The organism is Nodosilinea sp. E11, assembly GCF_032813545.1.
In the GTDB taxonomy this organism is placed as follows: Bacteria; Cyanobacteriota; Cyanobacteriia; order Phormidesmidales; family Phormidesmidaceae; genus Nodosilinea.
In genome coordinates this window covers 3,938,262-3,952,641 of sequence record NZ_CP136520.1, presented here as the reverse complement: position 1 = coordinate 3,952,641, position 14,380 = coordinate 3,938,262, and the positions used below count along the sequence as shown (strand labels likewise).

Below are 14,380 nucleotides of genomic sequence, written 5' to 3'. Positions count from 1 at the left end.
GTTTACAAATATGTAACATTAGGCAAAGTTAAGGGGTCTTTGTGGGTAAGACCTCTGCTATCTGGCCCGTGAGGGGTCAGACATCGGGTCGAACCGGAACGGGTTGGAGTAGTGGCTGATGGATGAAAGACATTCTATGGATTCACAATCCATCACGATAACGATGGCTCAGGTGCTGGAGCTCTATGCCCAAGGCCGCCGCGATTTTAGCCACCTAGACTTTCATGAGGCCTGGATGCCTGGCCTCAGTCTGCCCGGTGTCAACCTAAAGCAGGCCAACCTGGTGTCGGTAAACCTGCACCAGGCGAGGCTGAGCGGGGCACAGCTCAGCGGCTGCAACCTTTGGCGGGCCAATCTGGAAGAGGCCAACCTAGAGCAAGCCGACCTGGCCCGCAGCGTTCTCATTCGCGCTGAGCTGAGCCGTATTAACCTGGCGGGGGCCGACCTGCGCTGTAGCGACTTACGCCTGGCCACCCTACACCAGGCCGTGCTGCGCGAGGCCAATCTACGCCATGCCAACCTCAGCTACACCGACCTGCGCGGGGCCGACTTGACCGCCGCTGACCTGCGCGGGGCCGACTTGACTGCCGCTAACTTGCGCGGGGCTAACTTGGCGATCGCCCAGCTCGAAGGAGCCTGTCTAGACCGGGTATGGATCGACGGCGCAGAACCTCAGTCTCACCTCTCGCCCACGCTCTAGGGCAGTCATCCCTGTTTATCGGTTTAGAGCTCGCCTACCTCTAGCGCTGGCCGCAGGCGACCCTGGTGCTGGGCCAGGCGCTCACTAGCCGCTTCGGCATCGAGCTGACCCAGGTGCATCATTAGGGCCAGCTTTACCTGCTGGTTGCTGCGATCGAGCAGCGCTGCCGCCGCTGGGCGGTCTAGATCGGTGAGGTCGCAGAGTATACGCAGGGCGCGATCGCGCAGTTTTGTATTGGTCACCGCCACATCGACCATGCGATTGCCGTAGACTTTGCCCAGACGCACCATCACCCCGGTCGAGAGAATGTTGAGGGCCATCTTCGTCACTGTCCCGGCCTTCAGCCGGGTTGAGCCCGCCAGCAGCTCTGGCCCCACCAGCAGGCGAATATCAATGGCGGCCTCGGTGGGTACCTGGTCGGCGGGCACACAGGCAATCAACACTGTAGTCGCACCGCGATCGCGGGCAGCGGCGATCGCCCCCTGCACGTAGGGCGTCGTGCCCCCGGCAGTAATGCCGACCACCACATCCTGGGCCTGCACATTCCGCTGGGCGATCGCGGCTGCCCCATCCTCAGCTACATCTTCTAACCCCTCAGAACTTTTCACCAGGGCACCAGCCCCCCCGGCAATAATGCCCTGCACCAGATCGGGCGGCGTGCAAAAGGTGGGCGGACATTCGGCGGCATCGAGCACTCCTAGCCGACCACTGGTGCCCGCCCCGACATAAAACAGTCGCCCCCCCTGGCGTAGCGCCTCGGTGGCGGCATCAATGGCGGCAGCCAAGGCATCCCGCGCGCCAGCAATGGCCTCTAGGGTGCGCTGATCTTCCTGGTTAAACAGGTCAACTAGCTCCAGGGAGCTGAGTTGGTCAAGCTGAGCGCTGCGGGGGTTGGCCTGCTCGGTGAGCAGATGCCCGCGATCGGCGGGGTCAACATTGAGGGCAGAGTTTACGATCACAGGGGGCATCCAGAGGGCAATCAACACTGCCATTAATGTAGAAGATGGCGGGCCTAGCGCACAAACCGAATGGCTACCGCATAGCGAGCCGCCTTGCCCTCCGAAGCCCGCACCGCCGCCACAATGCAGCTGACTATTTCGATCAGCGCCAGGGGCACCACCAGCAAAAAGCCCACCAAAACAAACATCAGCGCAATGGTCACAACCCAGGCAATCAGCAGCGTGAGCTGAAAGTTGAGTGCCGCCTTAGCCTGGTTTTGCATGTCGGCATAACCAGGCCTAGAGGCAAGCCCTGGCAGCAACACCAGCACCAGGGGAGCGACTACCCGCCAGGGCAGCAGGAAGGAGCCTCCCCAAAACAACGGCCATCCCCCTAGCCACTGACTACCCACCACCAGATAGCTCAGCAGGGGAGTGAGATGCATCAGGGCCGCCAGAGTCTTACCTGACAAGGCAGACGGCTTCAGATCGGGGTTGGGGGCGGGGGGAGCCGGAGTGTCTGATTCGGTCGTCTCAGCATGGAAGGTTGAAACTACCCGATCCGGTGGCAGCAGCGAGGGCGGAACAGAAAATGGGACGGGTGACCCAGACGCAGAGGAGTCACGGTCGGGTCTACGGCGATCGCTCAGCACCGGATCTTCGGGGGCATCGCTGGGCTCTGGCCCAGCCACAGCCAACCCTACCCCGGTCTGCAAACTAAAGCTTTCGCGCCAGTCAATCGCCGCTTGATCCGTCCGCCGGGCGATTACCGACACCGTATCGATTGGGCAGGTCAGCTCTAGGCGCTCTAGCCCCCGACAAATATGGGGCACCACCTGGCGTTGGGCCACAGGGCGGTCGGCCTCAAGGTCGAAGATCAGCTGCGTGCCTTGCCACTGCCCCCGTGCTACTACGCCCTGGTTGGCCAGCGAACGGGTGATTAGCTGGGCGATCGCGCAAGCATCGCCCTGACGGGCACGGTCAATTAGGGTAGACAGGGGCAGCGTCATTGGAGTGACCTAGAGCAATTTCTCAAACTGCTGACGCAGGCGATCGAGTTCCGCCTGGGAGACGTCGCTGGCGTCTGCGGTGGGGGCCACCGGGAGCGATGCGTCTGGATCGTCGGGGTTCCAGGTGGTCTGCTCCACATTTTGTTCCGGAGGCATCGCCAACGATCCCTGGGGAACCAGACGACAGCTGTAGCCTGCCGATTCGCAAAATTCTTCGATCTCGGCTTGGTCCATGCCCTCAACAGTAGACTCTGGAAAGTCTTGGGCCTCTAGCATCAAGCCAAAACGAGTGGCATCGTCTTCATGCTCAAACATCAGCACCACATCCTGGCCATCTACATTCAGAGTGTGGATACCTTCGTTTTCGGTGCGAGCGTTAAATAACAGCACGTACACCACCATAGCCATATCTCACCAACAGCATTACTTGTTTACTTTAGCGGGCCAGAGCAGCGTGAACAAATTGCCAGACCTAGCGTCTATGATCAGGATTGAGTGCAAACGATTTAAACGGCCAAACCCAAGGGGCAACACCTCCTCACCTACCCTTTGGGCGATTACATACCTTCGTTGCAGGTGGTGGGCAGATGCTGGGGAGTTCATTACTATTGGTGGGTGTTTTGCGGTGGCGTAAACGGGTATGACCCCTTCCCAAAAACCAGACCCGGCTCAAGAGCCAGAAGACTCGGCTCAAGCACCAGAGGAGTTTTCTCCCACCGACCCAGAAGAGCTTGGCCCAGAAGAGTCTGATCTAGAAGAGTTCGATCTAGATTCTCAGGCAAGCGGTCGCCGCTGGTTGGTAGCAGGCTCGGTGCTCGGTGCTGGGCTGGTGCTAGGCGGAGCCGTAGCCCTGGGCGGCTGGCTATGGACCCGACACAATCTCGTGCCCTGGCTAGAAAGTGAGCTAACCGAGGTGATCAGTCGCCCGGTCGAGCTGGGGCCGGTGGAAGGGATAGGGCTGTCGGGGGTGCGACTGGGGCCATCGACCCTGCCACCGACTCCCAGCGATCCCGATACGCTATCGCTAGAAGGGGTGGAGGTCAGCTTTCGGCTCCTCGATCTGTGGCGGCGAGAGCTGCCCCTCAGCCTCACCCTAGATCAGGGGAACCTCTACCTAGAGCAAAATGCCGAGGGGGAATGGTTTGATCTGGAAATCAATTTGCCCGATCGCGACCCCGATCGCGATCCGTTTGTGGACGTTCGGATCGCCACGATCAACGTCAACGATGGCCAGCTCACCATGGTGCCCTACGTGGCCGATGACGTAGAGCCGGTGCAGGTGGCGATCGCCGATATCCAGGGTCAGCTCGAATTTACCAACGCTCTCGTTGAAGTCCCCGACGACCCCAACTCTCCCCTAGAGACCCAGCAGCTCAATCTGGCCCTAAGCGGCAACTCCCTGCAAGGGGGCAGTCTCAACCTGAAAGGGGCCGTGCTGCTACCGCCGCCCCAAGATGCTCCCAGTGCCAGCGCCGACGCTACAGAGGTACCCGGCCCCGGCCTGCGCGCCAACATCAACTTGCGCACCCAGGCGGCCAGAGCCACCGACATCATGCCGCTGGTCGATTCTTTTTTAGACAATCCGTTGCCGGTGCAGTTTCCCAGTGGCTTTGTCAGCGGCCAGGTCGATATCGAAAGTGGTCGTGGCGTGCCGACGACCATTGTGGGTACGGCACGGGTCACGGAGGGGTCTGTAATCACGCGCGGTCTGCCAGAACCGCTGCAAAATCTTCAGGGCGATGTGCGATTTAGAGGCCGAGAGATCGAGTTTGAGGGGGTAACTGCCAGCCTAGGCACCTTGACCGCAGAGGCAGGCGGCATCCTCAGTTTTGACGAGGGTTACGACCTGAGTGGGCAGGTGAATCCCTTTACGGTGGCCCAAATCTCTGAGCTGTTTGATGTGGCTATGCCGGTGTCTACGGTGGGCACGTTTTTAGCCAATGTCACCATGACCGGGCCGCTAAATCGGCCTGTGATCGCCAGCGACATTATCTCCCAGAGCACCATTGTGATCGACCAGGTGCCCTTCTCTGACCTGCGGGCCAGCACTACCCTCCGCGCCCCCAATCTAGCCATTGACAGCTTCCAGGCCAGTCCTCAAGACGGCGGGGCGATCGCAGGCAGTGGCCTATTTACCTTTGGGGAGCCAGGACAGCTCTCACTAACGATGACCGGCGATCGCCTGCCGGCTACCGCCATTGGCCGACGCTATGGCCTGCCCGACAACGTCGATCTCGGGCCGATGTTTGTCGATGCCGAAGTGGCTGGCCCCGTGGGCCAACTGGTGGGTAGTGCCCGCTGGCGCGCCCCCCTGGGCACCTACCCAGCCCAGGGCACCGTGCGGCTGGCCGACAATGCCCTGGGGTTTACCGATACCTTTGTGCAGGTGGCCGGGGGTACCGTAGTCGCCAATGGCAGCCTGGGGCTAGCCGATCGCCGTTGGCAGTCTACCCTCCGGGCGGTCGATCTACAGCTTGATCAACTCGGCGCGGGCATCGGCGGCAGCATCACCGGCGAGGCTGAGCTGGTCGGCACCCTAGGCGAGGCCGGTCTGCGCAGCATTCAGGGGCAGGGGACAGCCCAGGCAACAGCCGCCGGGGGCACCGTGCTCACCCAGGCCACCCTAACCGGGGGCCAGTGGAATGCCACCGTCCAGGGTCGCGATCTGCAAATGGCCGCCTTCGCCCCCGATCTCCAGGGCACCGCCGAGGGGAGCTTTCGGTTTACCGGCAGCACCGACAATCTCAGCCTGGCGGGGGCCACGGGGCAGGGGCAGTTGTTTTTGTCAGACGGGCTAGCCACCGCCGCCGCTCGGGCACCTCAGCTGGCTCAGGTGCGCCAGCCCCTCACCGCCAACCTGGCCTGGAATGGGCAGTCAATTTTAGTGCAGCAGGCCAGCACCGCTGGCCTGAATGCCAGCGGTGTGATCACGCCGCAGCTAAGCGGGCCGGGGGCACCGACGATCGCCAACCTCGATCTCAACCTCAATGCTGAGAGCTATAGCCTGGCCGCCCTGCCCGTCCCGGCGATCATCCCCCTGGGGGGCAACGCCTTCTTTCAAGGACGATTGCGAGGGCGACCGGGGGCTCTGGCCCTCAACGGTAACGCCTCGCTGGTGGGCTTGACCGCCGGCGATCTGGGCTTTGCGTCGCCCCTGAGCGGCCCAGTCGCCTTTACCCAGGGTGGCCCGCTATCCGTCGATCTGACCGGCGGCGGCGATCGCATCTTGGTGGCCACGGCCCAGGGCGATCGCAATTTAACCTTTGACGTTCGCAGCGGTGAGGCCCTGGCCCAGGGCTATACCCAGGGCGACGAGCTCTACGCCACGGTAGCCAACTTTCCCCTCAGCAATCTCAGACTGCCCCAGGCCGGCACCAACGGGCTGGGCACCATCGGTGGTCTAATTACCTCGGCAGAGGTGGTGGCCAACCTGCGCCAGCCCACCCTGCGCGCCACCTTCGATGTGCAAGACCCCAGCGTGGGTTACCTCAGCTTGCCCACCGAAACCACCGTCGCCGCCTTTGACCCCGACGCCCCAGAGCGGCCCTTAGAAGTGACTCGCTACGGTCGTCTGCGGGGCACGATCACCTATGCCAACGGCGTGATTGGCCTGGTAGGGGGCACCCTAGAGTCGGCGTCGGGGTTCAGCCGCTACCTGGCCAGCGGCACCTACACCCTGGGCGACACCCCCCAGATCAATGGTGAACTGGTGGTCGATAATGGCCAGATTCAAGATCTCTTGCAGACCTTCCTAATTTTTGAACAGGCCGATTTTCGGTTCAATCTGCTCCGTCCGCCCGAGTGGTTTCGCCCTGCTACCGAGGTCGATCTGGCGTCTTTAGCGGAGGTCAACCCGGTGGGCGATCGCAACGCCAGTCTGCTCGACCAGCTGCGCCGCCTAGCCGAAATTCAAGAGCTGCAAGATATTCTGGCGGCCCAGGCCGAAACCGCTCCGCTACCGCCCCTCGAAGACTTTGTGGGCAGCATTTCGGGTACCGTTACCGCCCGTGGGGCCATTCCCGACGATCTCAACGTCACCTTTGACCTGGCTGGGGCCAACTGGGTCTGGGGCAGTTCTAACGGCAGCAATGGGGCTACCTATCGCATTGACGAATTTATTGCCCAGGGCAGCTACCAAGACAACGTAGTGCGGCTAGAGCCGGTCAGCCTGCGATCGGACTTCTCTGGCTTCTCGGCCACCACCCAGCAGGGCGTTGCCCTGGCTACCCTCAATGGTGACTTTAGCCTTGACCCCAACGACGTTGAGGGCCGCACCCTGCGATTAGAAGTCAGTGATGTGCCGATTAATGCCGTCCGTCAGCCGCTGCGACTGCCCGACAACCTCGACGGCCTGATGAACCTGGGGGCCACCCTGACCGGGAACCTCGCCAATCCCCAGGTACGGGGACAGTTGGCGGTCAACGAAGCCACCATCAACGGCAATGCCCTCGACCTGGCTACCGCCAACTTTAGGTATCAAGATGCCCGACTGAACCTGATTAGCCGAATAGCCGTTGACGATCAGACTGACCAGCAAGCCACCGATCCGCTACGGCTGATCGCCAGTGTGCCCCTGCCGATGCCCGGCCTCAACCAGCAGCCCGAAGCCGATACGGTCAATGTGACGCTGCGCATGCGGGACGAGGGCTTTGCCCTGATTAACCTGCTCACCCAGGCGATCGCTTGGGAATCGGGCGAGGCAGCCCTTGATCTGGCGGTCCAGGGCCGCTGGCCGCTTAACCAGTCCATTCAAGAGGCCCTGACCACCCTCAACGTCACCGGCAGTGCCAACTTAGATGGCGTCACCATCAGTTCTCGGAGTTTGCCAGAGCCAATTACTAACCTGCGGGGCAACATTCAAGTTGTAGAAGGCCCCAGCACGGCCCGAGTCGGCTCTGTGTACAGTAGGGGCCTCATCCTCGATGTGCAAAATCTCGAAGGTGACTTTAGCAACGGTAAGGTCGTTGCCAATGGCAACCTCAAGCTGCTGCCCTCGGTTCAAGACCTGGCCCCAGGGCTGTTTGACAACGGCAGCATCGCTTTTTCTGGCGCAACCGCTAGCACCGCCGACAACCCCTTTCGGCTTACCCTCGACAACATTGCTCTCGACCTGCGCAACCCTGCCGGTACCTACCGAGGCCGAGTTGACGGCAACGTGGTAGTGGGTGGCAGCGTGTTTTTGCTGCCGCCGCTGGTCTATGGTGAGGTTGCACTCTCCGATGGGCTGCTGACCCTACCAGAAGCCAATGAAGGGGGCAATGCCCCAGCCAGCTTTGCCACCACTCGAGAACCCCGAATTTTTGACCCAATTCCGCCAGTCTTAGAAGACTTTCAGCTGGTGCTAGCCGACAATGTACGACTAGCCATTCCAGGCTTGGTCGATGTGCGGGCCGAGGGCACCCTAGATCTAGTCGGGGCCGCTCCCAACATTCGCCCCAATGGCCGCATCAATTTGCCCTCGGGCCGCATCAACCTGCTCACCACCGAGTTTCGCCTGACTGGCGACGAAAATTACGCCGAATTTAGTGACCTCGATGACACGATCGACCCCTACCTGGTAGCGACCCTCTCGGCGGCAGTGCCCGACAGTGCCGCCGCTGGCAATACGCTGGCTGCCGCATCCCCCTTCCCCCGCAACGAAATCAGCGTCTCTCGCATTGACCAGCTCGGGCTGACCCAGGCGGGCGTACAGACCGTGCGCATTCGTGCCAGCGTCGATGGTCGAGCCAGTCGCGTGGTCAATTTACAGGGGGTTGAGCTATCGAGTACCCCGCCGCGCTCAGACGGCGAAATTGTCGCCTTGATTAGCGGTGGATTTTTGACCGCTCTTGAGTCTACGCTGGGCAGTGTATCGGGCGGGGGCGATGGCTTTCAGGGGCTGCTGGCCTTTGCCGGGTCGGCCTTACTGAATAACCTACAAAACATCTTGGGTTCTGGCCTAGAGCGCACCGACCTGCGGCTGTTTTCGGCCTCACCGCCGGGGCAGCAGGGTGGGGTTGTCGATATCGGCGGCGAGATTGGGTTTAACTTTTCGCCCAATATTTCGGCGTCGGTGCAAAAGGTGTTCACCAATGTGACACCAGCGGTGTTTAGCGTGCGCTACCGCATTACCGATCAGATTACAATTCGGGGCACTACCAGCTACGAACAATTCAACGAAAACACCGGCGCAGTTTTAGAATTTCGGTTCTAGCCCATGAGCCCCAAGCCACGGCTCCGTATCCCCTGTAAGGTGAGTGCATAGGGTGACCCTTAACTCTTCTCCACCCCTCGACTTCGCAACTTTATGGATCCTAAGCTACCGCAGACCTCCCAAGTTACGCCTCCCACCCCAGCGCAGCCAGCATCCCCAGAGCCAACATCGCCCTGGGAACGCTGGCGATCGCTCTGGGTTGGACAATGGAGCAACCTGCGGGTGTTGGCGATCGCCCTAGCGATCGCTCTAACAGTGCGAGTGTTCATTGCTGAACCCCGCTATATTCCCTCTAACTCCATGGACCCGACCCTGCATATCGGCGATCGCCTGCTGGTCGAAAAAATCAGCTATCGCTGGCAACCACCCCACCGGGGCGATATCGTGGTCTTTGCGCCACCGCCTCAGCTCACCCGGCTAGGCTATGCCCCTCAGCAGGCCTTCATCAAGCGGGTGATCGGCGAACCGGGCCAGACGGTGCAAGTCTCCCAAGGTCAGGTCTTAGTCGATGGCATGCCCCTCCAAGAAGCCTACCTTTTAGAACCCCCCGCCTATACCCTAGAGCCGGTGACGGTGCCCCAGGGCCAAGTGTTTGTCATGGGCGACAACCGCAACGACAGCAACGACTCCCACGTTTGGGGCGGGTTGCCCCAGGGAAACATTATTGGCCGGGCGCGGCTGCGGTTTTGGCCCCTCGATCGCATCGGCCCCGTGAGCTAATACTATGGCTAGCTCTAGCCCCTGTCCCGCTGTGTGTCTACCTACTGCGCTCTACCACCCTCTATGGATTCTGCCGCTGTCCTGTTTCATCTCGCCTTTCCCGTCGCCGATATTGCGATCGCTAAAGCCTTTTATGTGGAAGGGCTAGGCTGCCAGCCAGGGCGCGAAACCGCTAACTCTCTCATCCTTAACTTGTATGGCCACCAGCTAGTAGCTCACACAACCCCCGACCTGGTGCCTCAAAAGGGCATTTACCCCCGCCATTTTGGCCTGGTGTTTATGGCCGAGGCCGATTGGGAGGCGCTGCTAGATCAAGCCAAGACAAAAAACCTTACCTTCTATCAAAACGAAAAGCGGCGGTTTACGGGCAGCACCTTAGAGCACCGCACGTTCTTTCTGCAAGACCCGTTCTACAACCTGCTGGAGTTTAAGTACTACTGCCATCCCACGGCCATCTTTGGCGAGATCGACCAGCAGCAAGTGGGAGATGCCGAGTAAAATGCCAGACGGGTTGATACCGAATCCGAGTTCCATACCCCCGCTTCCCAACAGGCCAACTCGTAGGGGCGAATGGCATGCGCCCTGCCGGAATCGGGGGTAACCAAGCAGGATTTGGTATGACACCCCCTTTTCAGCATAGAAGCGATCGCTTGTTAGACAGCCTCCAGCCGACTTTACGAGCCTGCTGAGCTTTAATTAAAAATTGCTTAATGCAAATTGCATTCCCTTCAGCCCCAGGGCGAGATTCTATGAGGCGGTCGCGAGTAGAGATGAAAAATTCATGACTTAGTCTCTTGGGGTGAAGTCAGTGGGTTAGCCAAGCTTTAGAATGGCTGCTAACTCATTTTTTATGACAGGGCAGGCCAAACGCCCCAGCACTTACTTTTCCCATCCTAAGTTAGAGATATTTTCTATGAAAACTGACGCAAACACCATTCTTGTGACCGGCGGGGCGGGGTATATTGGCAGCCATGCCGTCATGGCCCTCCAGCAGGCGGGCTATCAGGTAGTGATTTTAGACAACCTGGTCTACGGTCACCGCGATCTGGTCGAAACTGTACTCAAAGCCGAGTTGATTGAGGGCAGCACCTTAGATAAAGGTCTACTCAAAGATATTTTTAGCCGCTACAACATCAGCGCGGTAATGCACTTTTCGGCCTACGCCTACGTGGGCGAGTCGGTGAGCAACCCCGCTAAGTACTACGAAAATAATGTGGTCGGCACCCTATCGCTGCTCGATGCCATGGTAGAGGCGGGCATCAAAAATTTCGTGTTTTCTTCGACCTGCGCCACCTACGGCGTTCCTGAGGAAATGCCGATTACCGAGACCCATCCTCAAAACCCGATCAATCCCTACGGGGCCACCAAACTCATGGTGGAACGCATCTTGACCGATTACGACAAAGCCTACGATTTTAGATCGGTGCGCTTTCGCTACTTCAACGCCGCCGGTGCCCACCCCAGTGGCCTGCTGGGCGAAGACCACAACCCAGAAACCCACCTAATTCCGTTAGTGCTGCAAACAGCCCTGGGCAAACGGGAGTCGATCAGCGTCTTTGGTACCGACTACCCCACTCCCGACGGCACCTGCGTGCGCGACTACATTCACGTCTGCGACCTGGCCGATGCCCACATTTTGGGCCTGGAATACCTGCTCAAGGGAGGCGAGAGCAACGTCTTCAACCTGGGTAACGGCAACGGCTTTTCGGTGCGGGAAGTGATTGATGCGGCGGTACGGGTGACCGGCAAGAGTATCCCGGTGGTCGAAGTCGATCGCCGCCCCGGCGATCCGCCTGCGCTGGTGGGAGGCAGCGATCGCGCCCGCAGCATTCTGGGTTGGAACCCCCAGTATGCCGATATCGACACCATCTTGACCCATGCCTGGGCCTGGCATCAAAAGCGCCACAGCTAACCCAAGCAACCGTCGCCCAGTAGCACATTCGACCGAGGTGTGGCCGGACATCGGTCTACTGCAACATCGTTCGTAGGGGCAACCAGCCGTTTGCCCCTACGAAAAGTCATGCTTCAAGTCAGCAACACCGGTAAAGATTGTATCAAGCCTTCTAGCCAGTCCTCGGCGGCGGCAGACAATCCGCTAGACTCAGCGCGAGGAAGCCTTGCTGCCCAATCCAAATTCCATCCCCCCCGATTCCCAACCGGAGCTTGCGTAGGGGCAAACGGTTGTTTGCTCAGCCCAACCGGGGGTTAGCCAAGTAGGCTTTCGGATGACTGCCAATGAGGACTAAATGATCATGAGGATTGAGTCATGCTGCCAATACTCCGGAAGATCCAAAATTCGCGATCGATCAAACGATACGTGGGTCTGATTGGGTTAGTGGGCAGCATGGCAGCGCTAGTGGTTAGTTGCCATCACCCTCAGTCACCATTTTTTGGATCTAACCGAGTGCCAGTCGCCAATGCCAGCCTGAGCACCAATGTAGTGGATCCTAATCAGTCCTGGGATTTTACCCCCGAGCCCGATACCTTCAGTGATGAGGCTCTGTTAGATCTCCGCTACCTCAATGAAGCCGTAGCGGGAGAAACGGGATTTATCCATCAGTCCGCCGATGGTCAAGATTTGGTTGCCGGCGATGGTGCCCCCATGCGGTTCTGGCCCGTCAACAGCTTCATTTGGCAGCAGAAGCCAGCCGCCATAGCCGAACAAGCCCGATTCTTAGCCAAGCGGGGCGTTAACCTGGTGCGCTGGCATGGACAAGTTCCTTCAACAGCAGATCAAGCCCCACTGAACGCCATCGATGAAACTGCTCGCGAGCAGTTGTGGCAATTGGTGGCCGCCATGAAGCAGGAAGGCATCTATACTGCTATTTCCCCCTATTTCGCCGCTGTTTTGGCTTTGCAACCCCATTGGCCTGTGCCTCGCGACAGCGACAACATGATGGGGCTATTGTTTTTTGATACCACCCTGCAAGCCGCCTACCGGGACTGGTGGCGTGCGCTTTTAGAACCCGTTAACCCCTACACAGGATTAGCCCTGAAGGATGACCCCGCCGTAGCGTTGATCCAGCTTCAGAATGAAGACTCTCTCCTCTTTTGGACGTTGCAGGGGTTGCAGGGGGATGATTTAAAGATACTCACCGACCAGTACAACAATTGGCTCAAGGAAAAATACGGGTCCCTCGATCAAGCATTGAGGGCTTGGCAAAACGTCAGCTTTGAGGGAGATGATCTGGCCCAGGGGCAACTTGCCCTGGGTCCTATCTGGATGCTGACTCAGCCTGTAGAAGATCCAAGTAAGGCTCAACGGCTGGCTGACCAGACCGAATTTCTTACCCTCACCATGACTCGCTTCAATGCAGATATGGTGCGCTTTCTGCGGGAGGAGTTGGGGGTTAAATCTTTAATCAATGCCAATAACTGGAAAACCGCAGATCCGGCCCGCCTCAATGATGCCGAGCGCTATTCCTATACCCCTGCCGAGGTAATCGCGGTTAACCGTTACTACAACGGTGTCCACACGGGTGAACATAGTGGTTGGGCGATTGTCAACGGCGATCGCTTTACCGATCCCTCCGTACTCTTCCATCCCGATCAGCTACCCACTAACCTGAAGCAGGTAAAAGGACACCCGATGTTGATTACGGAAAGCTCCTGGGTTCCCCCCTTGAGTTACCAGTCGGAGGGACCTTTCTTAGTTAGCCTCTTTCAGTCACTGACTGGCATAGACGGATTTTTCTGGTTTGGTATGGATATGCCCCAGTGGAAACCTCCGGCATCGGCTAACGGTTACCTACCTGCTTTGGGTAAGTGGATTGCCGATACGCCAGAATTGTTAGGCAATTTTCCAGCGGCGGCCCTGATGTATCGCCAGGGCTACATTAAAACCGGCGAGCCGGTTATCCAAGAGCACCGCAGTCTGGAGGCTCTCTGGCAGCGGCAGTTGCCCATAATTGCCGAGTCTGCAACCTTTGACCCCAATCGCGATCGGGGTCAAAGGTTGGCTGCCGGCGAGAATGAGGTAGCGGTGAACCCCCTGGCCTTTTTGGTAGGACCAGTGCAAGTCACCTATAGTGACAATCCAGCCCCCAATCAAAGCGTGGATTTAGCTCCCTATATTGATGAAACCGCCAAAACTGTCACCTCAATTACCCAGGAAATCACCTGGGATTACGGTCGAGGGCTATGCTGGTTAAACAGTCCTAAAGCCCAGGGAGTGACTGGTTTTTTACAGGCCGCCGGTCCCCTAGAGTTAACAGATATAGCCGTGAGTTCAGGCAATCACTACGCAACCGTCCTAGCGGTAAGTATGGATGACCAGCCCCTAGATCGCTCCAGGCAGATTTTGCTGCAGGTGGGTACTACAGCCCGACCCACTGGTTGGAGCCAAACACCAGTGCAATGGCAAGAGGATGATGGCACGACCCACAGGGGATATGAAGTCACGGACTACGGCAAAGCCCCCTGGCAGATTTCCAATGCCGATGTTAACCTGACCTTGCGCAACCCAGCTATCACCGAGGCCCAGGTGCTAGACATGAATGGGATGAGCCAAGGTTTAGCCACCCTACAGCGTCATCCAGAGGGGGTGACTATAGCGATGCCTACCCAGGCTAAATACGTCATGCTTAAGGCCTCAGAGCCTTAGCCTGGGTTATCCACAACCAGTAAGCTGTAGCCAGTTTGGTTAAGACATTTTCCCTAAAAACGTTCGAACGTTTCTAAGGTTTCTGGATGTCCTAACCCAGGTGACTATGGCTATAATACCGGATCCGATTTCCCATCGGCCAACCTGTAGCACCGCAGTGCGCCCTGCTGAATCAGGGGTAGCCACAACCAGAAAAGCTCGCCACAGTTGTGGCGA

At 58.8% G+C, this 14,380-nt stretch carries 9 protein-coding genes; 6 read left to right on the top strand and 3 right to left on the bottom strand.

All coding sequences use genetic code 11. The features are described 5' to 3' along the window. Positions 1 to 136 precede the first annotated feature (136 nt). A complete protein-coding gene (locus RRF56_RS19670; protein ID WP_317034855.1) occupies positions 137 to 700 on the top strand; it encodes a pentapeptide repeat-containing protein in 564 nt (187 codons plus the stop codon). Positions 701 to 723: 23 nt separating this feature from the next. Here the strand turns inward: RRF56_RS19670 and murQ are convergent, their stop codons facing one another. From murQ to RRF56_RS19655, 3 genes are read right to left on the bottom strand one after another with little or no spacing between them, the layout of a single operon-like run. Then, a complete protein-coding gene (gene murQ / locus RRF56_RS19665) occupies positions 724 to 1,659 on the bottom strand; it encodes an N-acetylmuramic acid 6-phosphate etherase (protein WP_317034854.1) in 936 nt (311 codons plus the stop codon). Between the two features lie 53 nt (positions 1,660 to 1,712). Next, complete coding sequence (locus RRF56_RS19660; RefSeq protein ID WP_317034853.1) at positions 1,713 to 2,648, bottom strand: DUF4870 domain-containing protein; 936 nt, start codon at positions 2,646 to 2,648, stop codon at positions 1,713 to 1,715. A gap of 9 nt (positions 2,649 to 2,657) precedes the next feature. Then, positions 2,658 to 3,050 (bottom strand): DUF3110 domain-containing protein, encoded by a 393-nt coding sequence (locus RRF56_RS19655; RefSeq protein ID WP_317034852.1) that lies wholly within the window; start codon positions 3,048 to 3,050, stop codon positions 2,658 to 2,660. A gap of 238 nt (positions 3,051 to 3,288) precedes the next feature. Between RRF56_RS19655 and RRF56_RS19650 the strand changes: the two genes are divergently transcribed. The 5 genes from RRF56_RS19650 to RRF56_RS19630 all read left to right on the top strand — a co-directional run bounded on the left by RRF56_RS19650 (position 3,289) and on the right by RRF56_RS19630 (position 14,164). Beyond that, entirely contained in the window at positions 3,289 to 8,841 is a 5,553-nt protein-coding gene (locus RRF56_RS19650; protein ID WP_317034851.1) for a translocation/assembly module TamB domain-containing protein, read from the top strand. 93 nt (positions 8,842 to 8,934) lie between these two features. Continuing rightward, the gene (gene lepB / locus RRF56_RS19645) at positions 8,935 to 9,561 is read left to right on the top strand and encodes a signal peptidase I (RefSeq protein ID WP_317034850.1); all 627 of its coding nucleotides are present in this window, start codon (positions 8,935 to 8,937) and stop codon (positions 9,559 to 9,561) included. 63 nt (positions 9,562 to 9,624) lie between these two features. Beyond that, positions 9,625 to 10,059, top strand: a complete 435-nt coding sequence (locus RRF56_RS19640; RefSeq protein ID WP_317034849.1) for a VOC family protein — start codon at positions 9,625 to 9,627, stop codon at positions 10,057 to 10,059. Between the two features lie 415 nt (positions 10,060 to 10,474). Further along, complete coding sequence (galE, locus tag RRF56_RS19635; RefSeq protein ID WP_317034848.1) at positions 10,475 to 11,473, top strand: UDP-glucose 4-epimerase GalE; 999 nt, start codon at positions 10,475 to 10,477, stop codon at positions 11,471 to 11,473. A gap of 492 nt (positions 11,474 to 11,965) precedes the next feature. Then, entirely contained in the window at positions 11,966 to 14,164 is a 2,199-nt protein-coding gene (locus RRF56_RS19630) for a hypothetical protein (protein ID WP_317034847.1), read from the top strand. The last annotated feature ends 216 nt before the right edge of the window (positions 14,165 to 14,380 follow it).